Below are 21,829 nucleotides of genomic sequence, written 5' to 3'. Positions count from 1 at the left end.
CACTTTCGCGTACACCTTCCGCACCCGAACACCTCGGGACCGCAACCGTCCTTTGACAATTCCACAGTGAACAGCAGCCGGCTCCGTTCCCGGTCGAATCGCGAGGCCGGGAACGGAGCGGCGCTGCGTGCAGTCGTCGCCGACGATCGGGCGCCCTGGGCCGGGACGATCCGCGCCTGAGTCGGGTTGCGAGCGACGTGAGCATCGAGGGATCCGTCATGTCCTGCGAGTGAACTGCATCGCCAGCCCCACATGGAAGCGCCGCTTTGTGTGACTTTCGCTGTTTGCAGCCGCCGCAGATCGCGTCAGGTAGCGCCTGTGTCGTGCCGCCTCACCGGAAAGCCGGCATTGCGCGCAACCGTCAGCTGAACGCCAGCCACAGTGCGAGCGCGAGCCCGCAGATCCCGACGACGATCCGAAGGGGGCCGGGCGGCAGGCGTTTCACGACGGGTGGGCCACACCACCCACCGGCCAGACATCCGACGGCCATGGCGAGTGCGGCCCACCACTCGACGGGGCCCCAGATCATGAAGCCGATGGCGGCGACCGTGTTGGCGATGCCGAGGAACAACGACTTGGACAGCGCCGCTCGCCACAACGGCTCACTGGTCACCACGAGCATCAGGGCCAGGATCATGATCCCGGCCCCCGCGCCGAAGTAACCGCCGTAGACCGAGATCAGCGTCAATCCCAGGATGAACACCCAGGGACGTTCGACGTGCGACGTCGCCCAGCGGCGCAGAACCGGTTGGACGAGTAACGCGATGGCGGCGATCGCCACGAGGAAGGGCACGACGGCCTCGAAGGCCTCGGCCGGCGTCGAGAGCAGCAACACCGCACCGACCGTGCCGCCGATCAGCGAGGCGACCGCGCCGACGATCAGGCGTCTACGGTCACCGTCGAGGAGGGAGCGCCCCGAATGTGCGGTGCTGCCCACCCCGACGGCGACCAGCGCGACCGTGTTCGTGACGTTGGCCGCGATCGGGCTGAGCCCGACCGCGAGCAGCGCGGGATAGCTGACGATCGAGGCCAGACCGGTGATGTAGCCGATCAGGCCGGCGCCGAAGCCGGCGACGACCAGTAGAGCGAGCTCAGTGAGCGAAATGACGTGCCCCGGTGAGGTAGAGCGTCACGCCCGCCTCGTCGGCCGCCTCGATCACCTCGTTGTCGCGGATCGATCCACCTGGTTGTGCAACGGCTTTCACCCCGGCCGACAGCAGCACCTGCAGTCCGTCCGGGAAGGGGAAGAACGCATCCGACGCCCCGACGCTCCCCGCCGCACGGTCACCGGCACGCTGCACCGCCAGGTGCGCGGAGTCGACGCGGTTGACCTGCCCCATGCCGACGCCGACCGACGCACCGTCGGAGGCAAGCAGAATGGCATTGGACTTGACCGAACGACATGCCCGCCAGGCGAATTCGAGGTCGGCGAGAGTCTCATTGTCGGCCGGCGGGCCGGCCACGAGGTTCCAGTTGGCCGGGTTGTCCCCATCGGCGTCGAGGACGTCGCGCTGCTGCATCAGCAATCCACCCGACACCGGCTTGGTCTCGATCCCCGTCGCCGACGGCGGGGTGGCCACCAGAACACGGATGTTCTTCTTGCGGGTCAGGACCGAGAGCGCGCCGTCGGCGAAACCGGGCGCGACGATGACCTCGGTGAAGATCTCGGCGACCTGCTCGGCCATCTCCACGGTGATCTCGCGATTGGCGGCGATGACACCGCCGTAGGCGCTGATCGGATCGCAGGCGTGCGCCTTACGATGCGCCTCCGCGATGTCGGTGCCGATGGCGATCCCACACGGATTGGCGTGCTTGATGATCGCGACGGCCGGAGCGTCGAAGTCGTACGCGGCCCGCCAGGCGGCATCGGCGTCGGTGTAGTTGTTGTAGCTCATCTCCTTGCCGTGGAGCTGTTCGGCGGTCGCCACCCCGCCGGCCCCGGCGTTCCCGACATACAGTGCTGCCGCCTGATGCGGGTTCTCGCCGTAACGCAGCACCGCGGATCGGGTCCAGGTCGCACCGGCCCAGGCCGGGAACTGCGAATCATCCTCGGGTGCAACCACGCTCGACATCCATGACGCGACCGCGACATCGTAATCGGCGGTGTGCCGGAACGCCTTGGCGGCGAGCTTCTTCCGGTCGGCGAGCGAGAAACCCTCCGCGGCGACGGCTTCGGTCACCCGCGAATAGTCGTCCGGGTCGACCACGACGGCGACCGACGGATGGTTCTTGGCAGCCCCGCGCACCATCGACGGACCGCCGATGTCGATCTGCTCGATGCACTCGTCCGGCGTGGCGCCGGAGGCCACCGTCGCGGTGAACGGATACAGGTTGACGACGACGAGATCGAATGCGGCGACACCCAACTCGTCGAGCTGTGCGACGTGGTCGGACTTACGGGTGTCGGCGAGGATGCCCGCGTGCACCTTCGGGTGCAGGGTCTTGACGCGCCCGTCGAGGCACTCGGGGAAGCCGGTCAGCGCCGACACCTCGACGACCGGCACCCCCGCGCCGGCGATGGTCTTCGCGGTCGATCCGGTGGACACGATCTCCACCCCGGCCGCGTGCAGCGCCGTGGCGAGATCGGTGAGACCGCTCTTGTCGTAGACACTCACCAGCGCGCGCCGAATCGGTCGACGAGAGCTGTCAGGGCTGTGTGCGTTCACGGGATGCGGGCCTTTCGTCCATCGATGACTACTCCTCTGGTGACCAGTGCGGTCACCACGTCGGCGAGCAACACGCGCTCGACCGTCTTGATGCGCTCGTGCAGGGTGTCGGCGGTGTCGTCGTCGACGACGGTGACCACCTCTTGCGCGAGGATCGGGCCGGTGTCCACGCCTTCGTCGACGAGGTGCACCGTCGCGCCGGTGACCTTGACGCCGTAGTCGAGTGCCTCGGCGACCCCGTGGGCGCCCGGGAAAGCGGGCAGCAGCGCCGGGTGGCTGTTGACGACGCGTCCGCCGAACCGGCCGAGGAAGGCCGGGCCGAGGATCTTCATGAATCCGGCGGTCACCACCCACTCCGGTTCGAACGCGGCGACCTCGCCGGTCAGCGCCCGGTCCCACGTCGCGCGGTCGTCGTGGTCGGCGACACGACAGGTGATGAGCGGGATGTCGTTGCGCTGCGCGACCTCCTGCGCGCGGCACGCACGGTCGACCACGATCGCGGCGACCCGAAACGGGGAATCCCCGGCACCGGCGCGCGCGATCAGCGACTCCAGCAGCGAACCGGTGCCCGACGCCATCACCACCAGCGGGGTGCGGCCGGGTGCCGTCGGGGAGGTCACGTCGTCGAGACTAATCGCCGTACGTTGGGCCACCCGCGCCGGGTGGCGCCGCAGACATCGTCGAGGGGCGCTCGGCCAGGGCGGTTCGCCTCAGCGTTGGCGGGACGTGCCGTGCGAACCCGGATACAGGTCGTAATCCGCGTCATCGACGAGATCCGTCTCATCGAGATCGTCGTCGTACACGCGGTTCACCGCCGGTTCGCGCCGGGACAGGGAGTCTGCGCCGGAGGGCTGCCAACCATCCGCGGAACCGAACCCGGCGTCGTCGGTGTCCGCGGACGCGTTGTCGCGCGATTCGACGCCGTCGTCGTACACGTAGTCCTCGCGTTCGTCGGCGCCGTGCTCGTCGTCCTCGAACTCAGCGCCGTCTTCGAACTCGGCGTCGTCGTACTCGCCGTCCTCGAACTCTGAGTACTCGTCGTCCTCGTCCAGATCGGTGACGATGACGTATTCGTCCTCGTAGCCGAGGTCCAGCGGGTCGTCGAAGTACTCGTCGCCGACGGCGAGGCGTGCCGCGCGCGTCGACGGCAGGAACGCATACACGAGCACGATCAGCAGGCCGACGACCGCGATCCAGCCCAGTGTGAACACCCCGGCCGCCGACACCGTGACGGCGACGTCGCCGAACTCCCCCAGCGTCCCGCCGGCCGCGACGGTCAGGAGGGCCACCGCCGACGCCGCCACCGCCGCGGCGACACCCACCGAACGCACATGGGCCATCGGATCGAGGTCGCGGCATCGCCAGCCGACGAAGGCCGCGACGCCGGCCGGAACGAGCAGGCCGACCAATCCCCACGCCCCGGCACCCGGCCCGTCGGGCAGAACCGCGAGCACCGGGACGGGCGGGACGTCGCCGCCACGGACGGTGAACAGGTCGACGGTCATCGCGCCGAGCCGGACGTCGGAACCCACGAGTACGGCCATTGCCGCGACCATCACATTCGGGAGGTACAGCACCGAGAGCAGGCTGAGTCCCAGGAACCCGTCGAAGTCGTAACCGGTCTCGATCAGCTCACCGATCTGCCCGTGCCGCATCAGCATGCGCAGGCACACGAGCACGGCGCCGGCGACCAGCAGCATCAGCGCCGCCACCAGTCCGTATCGGAATCCGCGACGATCGGCGTAGGTCACGCGTCCACGAGCCGCGAAGTCGCGTCGTCGGCTCCACACGACGCCGGCCAGGGCCGCGCCGCCGTGTATGCCCAGTGTGTACAGGAACGCGAGCAGCGCACTCGGCGTCTGGACCGGCAGGACCGATCCACCGTCCATCACGACCGCCAGCGACATCGCGGTGATGAGTACCGGGCCGATCACCGCCGAGAAGACGACGGCACCCAGATCGAACAGGTCGTGCCGATCGCGTTCGGCCGAGTTCGTGCCGCCCGCGACCGCCCGGGCCGTCAGCCAGGCCGTCCCGGCGGCGACGGTCAGCGTCGGCAGCAACGGCAGCACCCCGACAGTGACCCCGCTGATCGTGACCGGCACCTGGTGGATGGCCAACCAGCCCGAGGCGATCGCGCTCGGAAGTCCGGTCAGCCCACTGCCGGCGAGAAGCAGCACCGAGAGCATGACGACGATCAGCGTCACCAGCGCCAACGCGGGAACGGTGAACGCCACCACTGCGAGTTGCCGGGCCGAACCCTCGGCCGCCGTGCGTTGCGCACGACGGGATCGCCGCAGGTTACGAAGCTGCGACGCCAGATTGTCCGTACTCGGGTCCGGCTTGAGGGAGGGCATCGTCATGAGCCTGACACGGTCCCGGCCGAGGCCGTCGTAGACGCGCCGAGGGGGCTGCGAAAGGGAGGCAGCTCACCGGGTGGCTGCACACGAACAGTGCCCCGCCGACCGACGGGGCACCGAGTGGAACTGTGTCTGTCAGTTACCGCTGCCGGTGGGCGGCTCCGGCTTCTGGAACACGGTGGTGGAGTGGTCTCCGGCCGGGGTGTCGGTCCCCGTGGGAGTCGCGGATGCGCCGGGTGTGGAGGGCGATGCGCCCGAGGCGCCGGCGGAGTACTGGCCGGGACGATAGTCGCCGTAGCCCGACTCGCCGTAGCCCGATTCGCCGTGTCCGGACGCCGAACCGGCAGCCGACGCCGACGATTCGCTCGCCCCGCCGGAGTAACCGCTCTGCCCGGTCGCCGACGCGCCCGACGACTGCGAGTAGGCCGACGGATCGTAATTCGCCGAGGCCTGTTGGCCGTATTGTGCCTGCGAACCCCCGGTGCCATAGGCCGTGGTCTGCGCGTCGCCGTATCCGCTCGTCTGCTGATGCGCACCGGTGTCGGACTGCGACGCCGCGGACGAGCCGGGGGTCACGGCTGCGGTCGCAGCACCTGCCGCGGGCGCCACCTTGATGACGGCGGCGTCGACCAGCAACCACACGACGGCGAGCACCGCGGACAGAAGGGTGAAGATCAGCAGCACGATCGCCCCGGCACCGTTGTCGTCGATGTTGAGGAACTGGAACAGCGTGATCAGGAACGAGGTGATCGCCAGCGACGCCACGATGGGAGCCGCCGGGACCTTGATGCCCGGGATCAGCGAGATCAGCGCCAGGATTCCGGCGACGCTGATCAGCGTGTAGGGAGCGTTGTACTGCGTCTGGAACAGCTTGAGCGCGAAGTCGTAGGACTCGGCCGCGGACAGGAACCCGCTGAAGAGCACGATGAGGCCGAAGGCGCCGATCGCGGCGGCGAGGAGCACCGGGGTGATGGCCGGGAGCCCCTGGCTCGGCTGCTTGGCCGGCTGCGGGGAGTGGCCGTACTGGCCGTAGCCCTGCTGGCCCTGCTGGCCGTACTGACCCTGCTGGCCGTATCCGGGTTGGGCGTAACCCTGCTGGCCGTAGCCCTGAGCAGCGCCCTGTCCGTAGCCCGGTTGTCCCTGGCCGTAGGACTGTCCGGCCTGCCCGTACTGCTGGCCGTACCCCTGCTGGCCCCCGTACTCCTGGCCACCGTATTGCTGCCCTTGGCCGTACGGGTCGGAACCGGGGGCGGGGCTGGACTGCGGACCCGTGTTGTGGGCGCCGGACTGTGGGTATCCGGACTGATTGCCGTACTGGCCGTAGGACTGTCCGGACTCGGGCTGCTGCTGCCCGTAGCCGCCGGGTGGGTAGGTCATGACGATCTCCTGGTCGGGTCGGGTCGGTCGGTCGGGATCAGCGGGTCGCGTCGAGGTGACGGCGTCCGGCCGTCGCCCCCCCACGAGCGCAGAACTGATGACCACGCTAGTACACATGCATGCCGGGCCTCATGCCCCTTGCACAACGCGACCGCCGCGCCGGCGGCGTGGACCCGCTCACCAGCGATGCAGGCGCCCCTGCTCGGCGTACCAGTTGATCAGCGCATAGTCGTCGACGGCCTTGGGGTCGATGTTGACCTCGGATCGGCCTGCCAGAATCGCGGTGACCGGAACCTCGAGTTTCTTGCCGGTCCGGGTGTGCGGAATGCCCGGGGCCTCGATGACCTCATCGGGTACATGGCGTTTGGAAAGACGGTCGCGGACCGCGGCCGCGATCCGGTCGATCAGCGCGTCGTCGAGCGTCGCGCCGGGAACCAGAGTGACGAACAGCGGCATCCAGTAGGCACCGTCCGGCCCGTCGACGCCGAGCACGAAGGCCTCCGCGACCTCGTCGAGCGCCTCGACGACCTCGTAGATGTCGGCCGATCCCATGCGAATCCCGTGGCGGTTCAACGTCGCGTCGCTGCGTCCGTGGATCACCAGCGACCCGCGCTCGGTCACGGTCACCCAGTCGCCGTGACGCCAGACCGGCTTGTCGGGGTTCGACGCACCGCCCTCCCACTCGTGGGCGAAGTACGCGGCGCGGTACCGCGCACCGTCGGGGTCGTCCCGGAAACCCACGGGCATCGACGGCATCGGCGCGGTGACGACGAGCTCGCCGACCTCCCCCACCAGCGGGCGCGCGTCCGGCGACCAGCTCTCCAGCGCCACACCGAGGTAGCGGACCGACAGTTCGCCCGGCACGACCGGCACCCCCGACGACCCACCGGCGAACGCGGACACAATGTCGGTGCCGCCGCTGATCGACGAGATGGGCAGGCCGGCTCGGACGTGGTCATCGACCCAGGTGAAAAGATCTGCGGCGAGGGAGGATCCGGTGCTGCCGAGGGTCCGCAGCCGGCGCAGGTCGTGCCGGCGACCCGGCTCTAGGCCCGCCTTCCGCGAGGCCTGCAACTGCCCGGGACTCGTACCGAAGTAGGTGACCCGTTCGTCGTCGACGATCTGCCAGAGCCGGTCGGGGTCGGGATACAGGGGCGAACCGCTGTAGCAGACGATGCGCGAACCGCAGAGGAGTCCGGCGACCTGATAGTTCCACATCATCCAGCTCAGCGCGGTCTGCCAGAAGAACACGTCGTCCGCGCCCAGGTCGCCGTGCAGGGCACCGGCTTTCAGATGCTCCAGGAGGACTCCCCCGTGCCCGTGCACGATCCCTTTGGGCCGTCCGGTCGTCCCGGAACTGAAGAGCACCCACAGCGGATGGTCGAAGGCGACCGGCACCGGCCGCAAGTCGACGGGGTCACCGCCCACGGCCTCGGCGTAGTCGACGGTGGACGACGAGGCATCGGTGTCGCCGATCGTGATGTGCGCGAGGAGGTTCGGCAGCAGCGTCGCCAGTTCGGCACTGTCGGCGCGCTTGTCGACGACCTTGCCGTTGTAGCGATAGCCGGCCGCGGTGAACAGCACCTTCGGCGCGAGCTGGCCGAGGCGACCCGCCGCACCCAGGGGCGCATAATCCTGACCGCATCCGGACCAGACCGCCCCCAGGGATGCCGTGGCGAGGAAGGCGATGACGGCTTCGGGGATGTCGGGCAGGTAGGCGGCGACCACGTCACCGGGACCCACCCCGTGCGCACGGAGGGTCGAGGCCAGGCCTGCGACCTGCGACGGCAGATCAGCCCACGCGATCTCCGATCGTTCACCCGCCTCGTCGATGCCGACGATCGCGGCGCCGGGCAGGTGTGCGTGTCGCAGGATCTGGTCGACGTAGTTCAGGCGAACCCCGGGAAACCAGACGGCGCCGGGCATCCGGTCGTCGGCGAGTACCGCCTCGTCGGAGTCTCCGAGAGGTTCGGCGGCGAGGGCGTCGACGTCGAAGAACTCCCAGACCGCGCGCCAGAACTCTGCTGGCCGCCGCACCGACCACGACCACAGATCGTCGTAATCGCCTGTGTCGGGCCCGAATCGATCGTGGACGAACTGCGCGAAGCGGTTCATCCGAGTGTCTGCGGTCCGCGCCGCGTCATCGGTGGTCATCACCGCAGCTGCTCGAGGATCGAGACCGCCTCGTCCCGCATCGCCACCTTGCGGACCTTTCCGGTGACGGTCATCGGGAACTCCTCGACCACGTGGACATAGCGTGGGATCTTGTGCCGCGCGATCTTGCCGGTGGCGAACTCGCGCAGGTCGTCCGCCGTGAACCCGGAGGCGCTGTCGCGCAACCGCACCCACGCCATCAGTTCCTCACCGTACTTCTCGTCGGGCACCCCGATGACCTGGGCGTCGAGGATGTCGGGATGGGTGTAGAGGAATTCCTCGATCTCCCGGGGATAGATGTTCTCGCCACCGCGGATCACCATGTCCTTGATGCGTCCGGTGATCCGGACATAACCGTTGTCGTCCATGTCGGCGAGGTCGCCCGTGTGCATCCAGCCGTCGGCGTCGATGGCCTCGGCGGTCTTCTCCGGTTCGTTCCAGTAACCGGTCATCACCGAGTAACCGCGCGTGCACAATTCACCGGTCTCGCCACGTCCGGAGGTCTCTCCGGTACCGGGGTCGACGATCTTGATCTCCAGGTGCGGCCCGACCCGGCCGACGGTGGTGACACGCAGTTCGAGCGGATCGTCGACCCGCGTCTGCGTCGACACCGGCGACGTCTCGGTCATGCCGTAACAGATCGACACCTCGCGCATGTGCATGCGGTCGACGACCTGTCGCATGACGTACTCCGGACACGGCGATCCCGCCATGATGCCGGTGCGCAGGCTCGACAGGTCGACGTCGAGCCCGTCGTCGAGCAGGCCGAGCTCGGCGATGAACATGGTCGGCACGCCGTACAGACTCGTGCAGCGGTACTCCGCAACCGCTTCGAGGGTGGCCCGCGGGTCGAACGCCGGCGCCGGGATGACCATCGCCGCACCGTGACTCGTGGCCGCGAGGTTGCCCATCACCATGCCGAAGCAGTGGTAGAAGGGCACGGGCAGGCAGATCCGGTCGTCGGCGGTGTAGTTCAGCAGTTCGCCGACGAGGTACCCGTTGTTCCCGATGTTGCGGTGCGACAGCGTCGCACCCTTGGGGAATCCCGTGGTGCCCGAGGTGTATTGGATGTTGATCGGGTCGTCGGGCGACAGTGACGCGGCCACCTCGGAGACGCGTTCGAGCTCCTCGGCACTCGCTTCGACGCACAACGCGTCCCACTCGTCGGAACCGAACAGCACCACCTCACGCAGTTCGGGGCACCGGGGACGCGCCTGCGCCAACATCGATGCGTACGCGGAGTCCTTGAAACTGTCGGCGGCCAGCACCACACTCGTCCCGGACTGCTGCAGCGCGTACTCGATCTCGTTCTGGCGATAGGCGGGGTTGAGATTGACCAGCACGGCGCCGATCTCGGCGGCGGCGTACTGCGTCAGAACCCACTCGAACCGGTTCGGCGACCACAGCCCGACCCGGTCACCGACCGACACACCGAGTCGCAGGAGTCCCGCCGCGACCGCGCGCACGTCACGGTGGAACTCCGAATATCGCCATTCCCGTCGCGCCGCGGCGTCGATCAAGGCCGTCCGGTCACCGTAGGTCTCGACCGTGCGGGCCAGAGTGGCGCCGATGGTCTCGGTGAGCAGGGCCGGTGTCTCCTCGCCGCGCGTGTGTGCGGTCGTCGGGTGAGCCTCGGTGCTCATGTTCTGCTCCGGTCTGTCTTCGGGCGTCGACGCCCGGCTGGATTGGGGTGCGTGGGTCAGTTCTCGCCGGCGGGATCGGGACGCGTACCGCTGACGCGGGAGAGGACGACCTCGGCCTGGCGCAGGACGGGTCCGTCGATCATCTTGCCGTCGAGGCTGAACACCCCGCCGGCGTGTTCGGCGGCACCGTCGAGGATCTTGCGCGCCCAAGCGACCGCCTCATCGGACGGTCGGTATCCGTCCCGGATGTGGTCGACCTGGGACGGATGGATACACGCGGTGGCGGTGTAACCCAATGCCACCGCGTCACGGACCTCGGCCACGAGTCCGTCGACGTCGTCGATGTCTAGGTGCACGGAGTCGACGGCGAATTTTCCATGCGCCGCGGCCGCGATGCGGACCATCGAGCGCACCCAGCTCGCGACGTCCCGGTACTCACCGGGGCGGGATTCGCCGGGACCGAACCGGCTCGACGTGCCCCCGAGACCGGCGACGAGATCCTCTGCCCCCCACATCAGTCCGATGCAATTGGAGGTCGCGGCGATGTCGCGTGCCCGGGTCGCGCCGAGCGGCGTCTCGATCAGGGCGATCGTCTGGAACGCGGTGTCCAGTATCGAGGAGACGTCCTCGGCCTTGGCCTGCATCACCACCCGGTAGTTCGTCTCCGCCACGGCCGCGAGATCCCGTCGATAATCGCCGGTACCGGCCGGGTTGATCCGCACGATGGTGCGATCCGGATCCACGGGATGGGCGACGAGGGCCTCGCGGGCCACGACGCGGTTCGCCGGCGACACCGCGTCCTCGAGATCGATGATGACCACGTCGGCACGGTCGAGGGCCTTCTGGTATCGCTCGGGACGGTCGGCCGGGCAGAACAACAGGGCCGGCCCGGGCGGCAACCACGCGTTGGCGAGTTGCGGTCCCACCGGTCCGTGACCTGCCCGATTCTGACCTGCCCGGTTCTGACCTGCATTGACCGGGCCGCCGGGTGGGTCCTCGAAGAACATCGTCGTCACTCCGTCCGTTGCTTGCGCACCAGCGTTGCTCGTGCGGCGCGGGCGACGACCTCGCCGTGCTGGTTGCGTCCGATGTGGGTCAAGTTCACCACGCCTTCGCCCGGGCGCGACCGCGATTCGCGTTTACCCGTGCACTCGGTCTCCGCGTAGAGCGTGTCGCCCGCGAACAGCGGCGCCGGAAATGCGACCTCGCTGAATCCGAGGTTCGCGACGAGGGTGCCCTGGGTCAGTTGCGAGACCGACAGTCCCACGATCGTCGACAGGGTGAACATCGAATTGATCAGGCGCTGCCCGCCGAAACCCGGCTGTTCCGCCGACCAGGCGGCATCGAGATGCAGCGCTTGCGTGTTCATCGTCAACGTGGTGAAGAGCACGTTGTCGGCCTCGGTGACGGTGCGTCCGGGACGGTGTTCGTAGATCGTGCCCTCGTCGAATTCCTCGAACCACAGCCCCCGCTGGACGATTCTGCGTCCCTCGGACCCGCCGTTCTCCGCCGGGGCGGATACCTGCCGGCCGCTCATGCAAAACCCAGCTCACGGGCGATCAGCATGAGTTGCACCTCGGTGGTGCCCTCGCCGATCTCGAGGATCTTGGAATCGCGGTAGTGGCGGGCGACGGGGTATTCGTTCATGAAGCCGTATCCGCCGTGGATCTGGGTCGCCGTCCGCGCGTTGTCCATCGCCGCCTCACTGGCGATCATCTTGGCGATCGACGCCTCCTTCTTGAACGGCTTGCCCGCCAGCATCTTCGCCGCCGCGTCGTAGTAGGCGGTGCGGGCGACATGGGCGCGGGCCTCCATCCGGGCGATCGCGAACGACACCGACTGGTACTCGCCGATCGCCTTGCCGAAGGACTGACGTTCCTTGGCGTACTTCACGCTCTCGTCGACGCAGCCCTGCGCGACGCCGGTCGCGAGGGCCGCGATCGCGATGCGCCCCTCGTCGAGGATCGACAGGAAGTTGGCGTACCCGCGTCCGCGGACACCGAGCAGGTTCTCCTTGGGAACCCGTACGTCGGTGAAGGTCAACGGGTGTGTGTCCGAGGCGTTCCACCCGACCTTGTTGTACGCCGGCTCGGCGGTGAAACCCGGTGTGCCGGAGGGCACGATGATGGTCGAGATCTCCTTCTTGCCGTTCTCCTTCACCCCGGTCACCGCGGTCACGGTCACCAGCGAGGTGATGTCGGTGCCGGAGTTGGTGATGAACTGCTTGCCGCCGTTGATGATCCACGAGTCGCCGTCGTCACGGGCGGTGGTCGCGGTGGCGCCCGCGTCGGACCCGGCACCGGGTTCGGTGAGGCCGAAGCCCGCGAGAGCGGTGCCCGCGGTGAGTTCGGGCAGATACCGCTGCTTCTGCTCCTCGCTGCCGAAGCGGTAGATCGGCATGGCGCCCAGGCTCACACCGGCTTCCAGCGTGATGGCGACGGACTGGTCGACCTTGCCGAGCTCCTCCAGTGCCAGCGACAGGGCGAAGTAGTCGCCGCCCATGCCACCGTATTCCTCGTCGAACGGGAGGCCGAAGAGCCCCATCTTGCCCATCTGGGCCACGACGTCGTACGGAAAACTGTGCTCGGCATCGTGTTTCGCGGCCACCGGCGCCACCACGGTCTGCGCGAAGTCGCGGACCGTCGCGATGAGGTCGGTGTACTCCTGGGTGAGTTCCATGTGAATCCTTCTACTTCAGAGACGTTCGAGGTTGGTTCCGAGCCCTTCGTGGCTCGTCGCTTTCGCTCCTCGCACCTCAGGGATCAAGGGGTCCGGCGGGCGTGACGACAGCGAGGATCTGTCCCGCATCGACCTTGTCGCCGGCCTTCACCGAGATGTCCACGGAGCCGTCCACCGGCGCGGTGAGTGCGTGCTCCATCTTCATCGCCTCGACGACGACGATCGACTGGCCGGCGGACACGTCGTCGCCGGTCTCGGCGGCGACGGCGACCACGGTGCCCGGCATCGGGCTGGTGATCTCACCGGCGTGCTCGGCGGCCGCCTCGTCGAGGAGGGGTCGGGCGAGCTCGAGCACCCAGGTACCCGATGGTCCTGCCACCCACCAGCTCTCGCCGACGCGGACACTCGACCACGACTGTGACACCCCGTCGACGACCAGACGGTCGGACTCCCCGACGTCGCCGGGTTGCGCCGGCAGGTAGACCACGTGACCGGTCCACGACGCCTGCGCCTCGTCGTCGAAGGTGACGGTCGCGGTTCCCGAGATGGATCGGGCGTCGGCGGCGTCGACCTGGATCGAGACCGTCGAGTGGCGCCCACCGGCGACGAGGCGGGTGATCACCGGTGCGGGACGACCGACCCGCCAGCCGACCGCGGAGGACCAGACGTCACCGGCATCGCGCGTCCCGATCCGGGCCAGGCCGACGAGCACCTGGGCCTCGGGGATGGGCTCCGGCGCAGCGTAATCGGTGACGAGACGATCGAGCAGTTCGGTGTCGAGGTCGGCGTCCACGACGGCCTGCTGACGCAGGACGAAGCGGCAGAAGTCGATGTTGGTGACGACGCCCAGGACCCGAGTCTGGGCCAGCGCCTGATCGAGGCGTTCCAGCGCCTCCTCCCGGTCGGTTCCATGGGCGATGACCTTCGCGAGCAGGGGGTCGTAATCGCTGCCGACGCGCAGACCGTCGAGCATGGCCGAGTCGACACGGATGCCGCTGCCCGGCGTGGTGTCGGGATGGACGAGATGTTCGATCGTGCCGCCGGTGGGCAGGAAGCCACGAGCGGGGTCCTCGGCGTACACGCGAGCCTCGATCGCGTGGCCGCGCATGGTGATCGCCTCCTGCCGCAGACCCAGCACCTCACCGCGGGCGACGCGGATCTGCTGCTCTACGAGGTCGACTCCGGTGACCGACTCGGTCACCGGGTGCTCGACCTGCAGGCGCGTGTTCATCTCCATGAAGAAGAACTCGTCCGGCCGGTGCGCCGACACGATGAACTCGACCGTCCCCGCGCCGGTGTAGCCGACACTACGGGCGGCATCGCAGGCTGCCTCGCCGATGCGTGCCCGGGTCTCGGCGTCGAGCAGCGCCGACGGCGCCTCCTCGATCACCTTCTGGTGCCGTCGCTGCAGTGAGCACTCGCGTTCGCCCAGATGGATGACGTTCCCGTACTCGTCGGCGAGCACCTGCACCTCGATGTGACGCGGGGTGTCGACGAAGTGCTCGAGGAACAGCGCGTCGTCGCCGAACGCGGCGGCGGCCTCACGCCGGGCTCGTTGCAGGGCCGCCGGCAGTTCGGACGGTTCGGCGACGCGGTGCATGCCCTTGCCACCGCCACCCGCGCTGGGCTTGATCAGAACCGGGAAACCGATGTCCGGCGCCGCGGCGATCAGATCGCCGTCGGTCAGGCCGGGACGCGACAGACCCGGCACCACCGGCACGTCGCGTGCGGAAACGGCAGCCCGGGCGGTGATCTTGTCACCCATCGTCGCGATCGCCTCGGCGGGCGGCCCGATGAAGACGATGCCCGCCTCCGCGAGCGCCGCCGCGAACTTCTGATTCTCCGAGAGGAATCCGTACCCCGGGTGGACGGCGTCGGCACCGGTCTTGCGCGCCGCGTCGACCACGACCCCGATGTCGAGATAGCTCTGGGTCGCAGCGGCCGGACCGATGTGGACGGCGACGTCGGCCTCGCGGACGTGCCGGGCCTGCGCATCAGCATCGGAGTAGACGGCGATGCTGCGTATTCCCATGTGCCGCAACGTGGCGATCACCCGGCAGGCGATCTCACCACGGTTGGCCACCAGGACACTTCGGATGGGTCTGGTACTCACGGTCGGGGTCCTCGAGGTCGACGGGACGGGGCGGCGGTGCAGAACACGTTCGGGCTGAGCGGTTCCGGGCGGAGCTGATTCGGCATCGGCGATCACATCCGGAAGACGCCGTAGCGCGGCTCGGCGAGTGGCGCGTAACGGGCTGTCTCGAGGGCGAGGCCGAGGAGGGTCCGGGTCTGCGCGGGGTCGACGATGCCGTCGTCCCACAACCGCGCCGTCGAGTAATAGGCGTCGGACTGTCGCTCGAACTGCTCGCGGATCGGAGCCTTGAACGCTTCTTCGTCGTCGGCCGTCCAGTCGTCACCCGACCGCTCGATCTGGTTGCGCCGCACGGTTCCGAGGGTGTCGGCGGCCTGGGGCCCGCCCATGACCGAGATGCGGGCGTTGGGCCACATCCACAGGAACCTCGGCGAGTACGCGCGCCCGCACATCGAGTAGTTTCCCGCGCCGAACGAGCCGCCGACCATGACGGTGAACTTGGGGACACGCGCGCAGGCCACCGCGTTGACCATCTTGGCCCCGTTCTTGGCGATGCCGCCCTGCTCGTAGGCCTTGCCGACCATGAAACCGGTGATGTTCTGCAGGAACAGCAACGGGATTCGGCGCTGGTCGCACAGTTCGATGAAGTGCGCCCCCTTCAGCGCGGATTCGCTGAACAGCACGCCGTTGTTGGCGATGATCCCCACCGGGTGACCGTGCAGATGGGCGAAAGCGGTCACGAGACTGGTGCCGTAATTCGCCTTGAACTCGGTGTATTCACCTCCATCGCACAGGATCTCGATGACCGAACGCACGTCGTAGGGGGTTCGTGGGTCGGTGGGCACCACGTCGTAGATGTCGGTCTGCGGCCGCAGCGGCTCACGCACCGGGATGGTCTCCCACTGCGGGGCCTCGCGGGGCCCGAGGGTCGCGACGATCTCGCGGACCTTGGCGAGCGCCTGCTGGTCGTTGTCGACGAGATGATCGGTGACACCCGACACCGACGAGTGCATCGCGCCGCCGCCCAGGTCCTCCGCCGAGACGTCCTCACCGGTCGCGGCCTTCACCAGGGGCGGACCCGCGAGGAAGATGGTGCCCTGATTGCGCACGATCACCGTCTCGTCGCTCATCGCCGGGACGTAGGCCCCGCCGGCGGTCGAAGATCCGAGGACCGCGGCGATCTGTGGGATTCCCGCCGCGCTCATGGTCGCCTGGTTGTAGAAGATGCGGCCGAAATGATCGCGATCGGGGAACACCTCGTCCTGCTGGAGCAGCATCGCACCGCCCGAATCGACGAGGTAGATGCACGGCAGCCGATTGGCCGCGGCGATCTCCTGCGCGCGCAGGTGCTTCTTGACCGTGACCGGGTAGTACGTGCCACCGGACACCGTCGCGTCGTTGGCGACGATCATGCACTCACGACCCGCGACGCGACCGACGCCCGCGATGACCCCCGCGGCGGGCACCTTGTCGCCGTACATGCCGAAGGCCGCGAGCGGGGCGACCTCGATGAACGGCGATCCGACGTCGAGCAGACCGTCGACCCGATCCCGGGGCAGCAACTTGCCGCGAGCCACGTGGCGTTCGCGCGCCTTGGCGCCACCGCCGGCGGAGACGACTCGGAGGCGTTCGCCGAGCAGGTCGAGATTGCGCAGGTGTGCGGCCCGGAAGCCGTCGAGCGTGCTGGTCACCGTCGACCCTTCAGTTAGTTGGTATTAACTGAAAGTGATCGTACGCGATGCAGTGGCCTATGTCACGTGCGGATCTGTCCACGACACCCCTGCAGCCCGGGCAGCCGTGACGTGACGGGCGTCACGTCTTCTCGTAGTGTTGTGGCAGGCCCACCACCCCCGGGCCGCCACAACCGATGCGCCGACAAACCGGGAACCCCGGTCCGGCCACCGCACATAGAAGGCCAGGTGACCCCATGACCCTCGCAGACGATCGCGCTCGCTTCGAGCACGTCCCGACCCCCGACCAGCGGCCCACGGAGGCAGCAGTCGCCGGGTTCTCGCTCGACGACCGCTACACGCGCGACGCCGGCGACATCTACCTCACCGGAATCCAGGCCCTGGTGCGCATGGTCCGCGACCGCGCCCGCGTCGACCGCCGCTCCGGCCTCCAGACCGCGTCGTTCATCTCCGGCTACGAGGGCTCACCTCTCGCCGGTTACGACCTCGAGCTGGCTCGGCGCCGCGAGTATCTCGCCCCGTACGACATCATCCATCGGCCCGGCCTCAACGAAGAGCTCGCCGCGACTTCGGTGATGGGCTCCCAGCTCGCGGCCCAGGTCACCGCCGGCAGCGTGCTGTCACCGTCCGCCGACGGACTGCCCCGCGACGGCGTCGTCGGATACTGGTACGGCAAAGCCCCCGGTCTCGACCGCGCGACGGACGCACTGCGTCACGCCAACCTCATCGGAACCCATTCCGCCGGGGGCGCGGTCGCGCTCGTCGGCGACGACCCGGGCGCGAAGTCCTCCACGGTCCCGTGCGCGTCGGAGATGGCTCTGGCCGACCTGTACATCCCGATCCTCTATCCCGCCGACTCCCAGGACATCCTGGACCTCGGCGTCCATGCGGCGATCATGAGCCGCACCAGCGGACTGTGGACCTCGCTCAAGATCTCCGCGCATGTCGCCGACGGTGCGTCGACCGCGCACGTCGACCCCGACCGCATCGTGCCCGTCTTCGGCGAGCTCGGGACGAGCCCGCATGTGCCCAGCGGACGGCTGCTCGGCGCCAACCTCATGGAACTCGAACAGAATCAGCTCACCACCCGGCTTCCGCGTGCCCAGGAGTACGCCCGGCTCAACGGTCTCAACCGGATCGTGGTCTCGAGCCCCGATGATCGTATCGGCATCGTCGCCGCCGGGAAGACCTACCTCGACCTCCGGGAAGCACTGCGCCTCTTGCACATCGACGACGACGATCTGCGCCGGCTCGGCATCCGCATCCTCAAGCTCGGCATGGTCTACCCGATCGAACGAGAGATACTGAACCGGTTCATGTTCGACACGGCGACCGGCGATCTCGACGAGGTCATCGTGATCGAGGAGAAGCGGGACTTCATCGAGACGATGATGCGCGACATCCTGTTCCGTCACCCCCGCGCCCCGCGCATCGTCGGCAAGGTCCATGAGGACGGCTCGACCTTGTTCTCCCGCTTCGGCGAACTCGACGTCGACGCGGTGACACGCGGACTCGCCGACCGACTCGCCCGCCACGGGGTCGACGCCGCGCAGATCTGGCTCGACCGCAAGGCCGCACGCCGCACCCGGATCGAACTCCCACTGGCCGTGCGCACTCCGTACTTCTGCTCCGGCTGTCCGCACAACAGTTCCACGAAGGTCGCGGAGAACACCCTGGTCGGCGCGGGCATCGGCTGTCACGCGATGGTGCTGCTGATGGACCCGCGACAGGTCGGCGACATCGCCGGGGTGACCCAGATGGGCGGCGAGGGCGCGCAATGGATCGGCATGGCGCCGTTCGTCCCCGCGGACCACTTCGTCCAGAACGTCGGCGACGGAACCTTCATGCACTCCGGGTCCCTGGCGTTGCGGGCGGCCGTGGCGTCGGGCGAGAACATCACCTACAAGCTCCTCTACAACGGCACCGTGGCCATGACCGGCGGGCAGGACCCGGTGGGCGCGATGACCCTCCCCCGGTTGACGTCGTTGCTGCTCGACGAGGGTGTCGCCCGGATCGTGATCACCTCCGACGACCCCAAACACGCTCGCACACTTGGCCTCCCCGAGCAGATCCAGATCCGTCACCGCGATGACCTGCTCGAGGTGCAGACCGAACTCGCGGCCGTGCCAGGGGTCACGGTCCTCGTCCACGACCAGCACTGCGCCGCCGAGAAGCGCCGGAAGCGCAAGCGCGGCACCGTGCCCACCCCCACCCGTCGTGTGATGATCAACGAACGCATCTGCGAGGGGTGCGGTGACTGTGGCGAGAAGTCGAACTGCCTCTCTGTGCACCCGGTGCAGACCGAGTTCGGGCGCAAGACCACCATCGATCAGAGTTCCTGCAACCTCGACTTCTCGTGCCTGCAGGGCGACTGCCCGTCGTTCGTGACCGTCACCCCCGGCGCCGATCGCATCCGTACGCGCGCAGCCGATCTGGCGGAATCAGCGCTGCCGGCGCCGGCGGTCCCCACCCTGCGCGACACCTTCTCGTTGCGCATCACGGGCGTCGGCGGCACCGGGGTGGTGACCGTCTCCCAGGTCCTCGCCACCGCGGCCGTCCTCGACGGGCACTCGGCCCGGACCGTCGACATGACCGGACTCGCCCAGAAGGGCGGCGCGGTGGTCAGCGACATCAAGGTGGCCCCGCGTCCGCTGGAGCAGGCAGCCAAGGTGGCGTCCGAGGACTGCGACCTGTACCTCGTGTGCGATCCGCTGGTCGGGACCGACCCGGTCAACCTCAAGGTCGCCGCTCCCGAGAAGACGGTCGCGGTCGTGTCGACCACCCAGGTGCCGACCGGACTGATGGTCATCGACACCTCCGTCGGCTTCCCGTCCGACTCCGCGGTCCATTCCGCGATCGACGATCGGGTGACGCGCGCGGTGTACCTCGACTCCGGAGCGTTGTCCACGGCGCTGTTCGGCGACGAACAGTACGCCAACATGGTCATGGCGGGCGCCGCGTATCAGGCCGGGGCACTTGCGATCCCGGCGTCGTCGATCGAGCGCGCGATCGCGCTCAACGGTGTGGCGGTCGACGCCAACGTGCAGGCCTTCCGTCGCGGCCGGCAGATCGTGTCCGATCCCGACTCGGTGACCGCCACCATCGACGGCCTGCACGGCCGTGGCGTCGCCGAGATCGAACCGAGCGGCCACGCACTCGAGGTGGTCGCCGGACTGGGGAGCATCGACGACGAGCTCCGCCGCACCATCGCGATCCGGTACGACGAGCTCACCGCCCACTCCGACGAGCGGTACGCGCGCACCTACCTCGATGCGGTGGGCCGCGTGCATCGCACCGCGCCGGACGCCGCGCTCACCGGGGCGGTCGCGCGGAACCTGTACAAGTTGATGGCCTACAAGGACGAATACGAGGTCGCCCGGCTCACGCAGGACCCGTCGTTCGCCGCACGCATCGCCGACGAGTTCGGCGCCGACGCCGAAGTCGCCGTCCGGCTGCATCCGCCGACCCTGCGCAGCATGGGAATGCGCCAGAAGTTGGCGTTGGGGTCATGGGCCGACACCCCGCTGAAAGCACTCGCCACGATGAAGCGGCTCCGCGGGACCCGACTGGACCCGTTCGGCCGCAGCGAGATCCGACGAACCGAACGAGAGTTGATCGTCGAATACCGCGAACTCGTCGACGCCGTGGTGGATGCGTTCGCCAGCAGGCGGATCGGCGAAGCCCAGGTGCCCGCGGCGATCGAACTCGTGGAACTCCCGGACATGGTCCGCGGGTACGAGAGCATCAAGATGAGGAATGTCGAGCGCTATCGCGCGGAGCTCGGTCGACAGCGGGCCGCCCTCGAAGTCTGAGGACGGACGGCCCCACACCGGGGGCGCCGGTCCGGACGCGTCTAGTCCGGACGCGCCGAATCCGAACGGGCCGACATCCCGTGGTACATCCTGGTGAGATGGACTCGGCTGCTGATGTCGAGCTTCCCGTAGATGTTCTTCACGTGCTGGCGCACTGTGTGCTGACTGAGCACCAGTTCGTCGGCGATCTCCTTGTCCGTGAATCCCGCCGCGACGAGTCCGGCGACGTCGTACTCGCGCGACGAGAGCACCTCGAGGTGTGCGGCGCCACGATCCCTCGACGACTCGAGGTCGAGTTCGAAGAGCTGGGCGCCGGGCTCACCGGGAACAGGCCGCGACGTGCATTCGAGTACGTCCTTGGCCCCGTTGCGCATCCGGACGAGGTAGGACCGGTGAACCACTGCGGTGGCGCCACCGACATCACGCAGGAGTCTGTAGAGAATGTCGGCGCCCTCGTGGAGCTCCTGCAGCAGCTCGGCCGCACCGCGGGTGATCGAGGGTTCGACGGAGTCGGCGCCGAAAAAGACCACCGCTGCCGAACTCGTCTCCAGCGCATGGCGGTACGCGTTGAGATGCCGGTGCACCTCGTCGCGTTGACGCATCGAGGTGACGACCGCGCCCACCACCTGTGCGACCGCCGACGAGAGCAGGATGTCATCCGCGTCGACGACGCCGCGTACCGCATCCGACGCGAAGTCCACGGTCCCGATGATCCTGCCGCGCTCCACAATCGGCGCCTTGAGAACATGCACCATGTTCTCCATGCGGACGACGCGCTGGTACAACTCCGACTGTCGCCATTCGGCCAGCGTCTGATCGGCGAGGTTGTACACCGGTCGAGCATGGGCAAGAACCGCCCGCAGGCCCTCGTCGACCTGTCGCCCCCACCTCTCGTAGGTCGTCATGAACCGTGAACTCACATTGTGGAAGCAGTACCACTCGGCGGTCCGGCCGCCGTCGTCGAACAGATAGATCGCGCTCATCGGCAGGTTCATGACCGCAGAGATGTGTTGGATGTACACCTCACCGAGCTCGTCGAGGTCGCCGGCCTCGGTCAGCGACACGTGCAGCCGCGTCAGGGCGGCGATCCGTGAAGCCAGATCCGGCGAATAGCGCTCCATGACGTCATGTCCCGACAGGTCCGTCGGACGCAATGATGGTGATCTCACTCGACAAGGACTCCATACTCGACTGCCGACCCAGGGGCCGCGCTCTCACGAAAACGACCACACGCATTGATCAGTCGACGCCGAGCCGAGGTGCCGGGGGACGGACCGTGCCAGGCAACGCTGCGTGGCCATGAAACATGCGGGCTTCCCCGACCCTGACTGATGATGGTAGTTCGAGAACGAGCG

The 21,829-nt window shown here is 68.3% G+C and carries 14 protein-coding genes; 1 reads left to right on the top strand and 13 read right to left on the bottom strand.

The annotated features are described in order from the left end of the window. Positions 1 to 361: 361 nt before the first annotated feature. The 12 genes from KTR9_RS07335 to KTR9_RS07280 form a co-directional block, all read right to left on the bottom strand. On the bottom strand, positions 362 to 1,105 hold the full coding sequence (locus KTR9_RS07335) for a sulfite exporter TauE/SafE family protein (RefSeq protein ID WP_083888941.1): 744 nt from the start codon (positions 1,103 to 1,105) through the stop codon (positions 362 to 364). Next, positions 1,092 to 2,666 carry a bifunctional phosphoribosylaminoimidazolecarboxamide formyltransferase/IMP cyclohydrolase gene (gene purH, locus KTR9_RS07330; RefSeq protein WP_014925864.1) on the bottom strand — a complete coding sequence of 525 codons (1,575 nt, stop codon included), beginning with the start codon at positions 2,664 to 2,666 and terminating at the stop codon, positions 1,092 to 1,094. Before purH ends, KTR9_RS07335 begins: the two co-directional genes overlap by 14 nt. Beyond that, entirely contained in the window at positions 2,663 to 3,286 is a 624-nt protein-coding gene (purN, locus tag KTR9_RS07325) for a phosphoribosylglycinamide formyltransferase (RefSeq protein WP_014925863.1), read from the bottom strand. Before purN ends, purH begins: the two co-directional genes overlap by 4 nt. Before the next feature lie 90 nt (positions 3,287 to 3,376). Next, positions 3,377 to 5,023 carry a cell division protein PerM gene (locus KTR9_RS07320; RefSeq protein WP_044507707.1) on the bottom strand — a complete coding sequence of 549 codons (1,647 nt, stop codon included), beginning with the start codon at positions 5,021 to 5,023 and terminating at the stop codon, positions 3,377 to 3,379. Between the two features lie 138 nt (positions 5,024 to 5,161). Next, on the bottom strand, positions 5,162 to 6,403 hold the full coding sequence (locus tag KTR9_RS07315) for a DUF5336 domain-containing protein (protein ID WP_044507706.1): 1,242 nt from the start codon (positions 6,401 to 6,403) through the stop codon (positions 5,162 to 5,164). Between the two features lie 177 nt (positions 6,404 to 6,580). After that, complete coding sequence (locus tag KTR9_RS07310) at positions 6,581 to 8,557, bottom strand: acetoacetate--CoA ligase (RefSeq protein ID WP_014925859.1); 1,977 nt, start codon at positions 8,555 to 8,557, stop codon at positions 6,581 to 6,583. After that, a complete protein-coding gene (locus tag KTR9_RS07305; protein WP_014925858.1) occupies positions 8,557 to 10,200 on the bottom strand; it encodes an AMP-binding protein in 1,644 nt (547 codons plus the stop codon). Before KTR9_RS07305 ends, KTR9_RS07310 begins: the two co-directional genes overlap by 1 nt. Before the next feature lie 56 nt (positions 10,201 to 10,256). Continuing rightward, complete coding sequence (locus tag KTR9_RS07300; protein WP_014925857.1) at positions 10,257 to 11,207, bottom strand: HpcH/HpaI aldolase/citrate lyase family protein; 951 nt, start codon at positions 11,205 to 11,207, stop codon at positions 10,257 to 10,259. Between the two features lie 5 nt (positions 11,208 to 11,212). After that, on the bottom strand, positions 11,213 to 11,737 hold the full coding sequence (locus KTR9_RS07295) for a MaoC family dehydratase (RefSeq protein ID WP_014925856.1): 525 nt from the start codon (positions 11,735 to 11,737) through the stop codon (positions 11,213 to 11,215). Then, a complete protein-coding gene (locus KTR9_RS07290) occupies positions 11,734 to 12,879 on the bottom strand; it encodes an acyl-CoA dehydrogenase family protein (RefSeq protein WP_014925855.1) in 1,146 nt (381 codons plus the stop codon). The genes KTR9_RS07295 and KTR9_RS07290 overlap by 4 nt, the downstream gene beginning before the upstream one ends. A 76-nt stretch (positions 12,880 to 12,955) precedes the next feature. After that, complete coding sequence (locus KTR9_RS07285) at positions 12,956 to 14,992, bottom strand: acetyl/propionyl/methylcrotonyl-CoA carboxylase subunit alpha (RefSeq protein WP_014925854.1); 2,037 nt, start codon at positions 14,990 to 14,992, stop codon at positions 12,956 to 12,958. A 92-nt stretch (positions 14,993 to 15,084) separates the two neighbouring features. Continuing rightward, positions 15,085 to 16,662: a carboxyl transferase domain-containing protein gene (locus KTR9_RS07280; protein WP_014925853.1), complete on the bottom strand. Its 1,578-nt coding sequence runs from the start codon at positions 16,660 to 16,662 to the stop codon at positions 15,085 to 15,087. 236 nt (positions 16,663 to 16,898) lie between these two features. Here KTR9_RS07280 and KTR9_RS07275 point away from each other — a divergent pair, with 236 nt between their 5' ends. Continuing rightward, the gene (locus tag KTR9_RS07275) at positions 16,899 to 20,474 is read left to right on the top strand and encodes an indolepyruvate ferredoxin oxidoreductase family protein (protein ID WP_014925852.1); all 3,576 of its coding nucleotides are present in this window, start codon (positions 16,899 to 16,901) and stop codon (positions 20,472 to 20,474) included. A gap of 41 nt (positions 20,475 to 20,515) precedes the next feature. Here the strand turns inward: KTR9_RS07275 and KTR9_RS26490 are convergent, their stop codons facing one another. Next, positions 20,516 to 21,643: a helix-turn-helix transcriptional regulator gene (locus tag KTR9_RS26490; protein WP_014925851.1), complete on the bottom strand. Its 1,128-nt coding sequence runs from the start codon at positions 21,641 to 21,643 to the stop codon at positions 20,516 to 20,518. Between the last annotated feature and the right edge of the window lie 186 nt (positions 21,644 to 21,829).

This window comes from Gordonia sp. KTR9 (genome assembly GCF_000143885.2).
GTDB lineage: Bacteria > Actinomycetota > Actinomycetes > Mycobacteriales > Mycobacteriaceae > Gordonia.
This window is presented reverse-complemented; position numbering and strand designations above follow the sequence as displayed.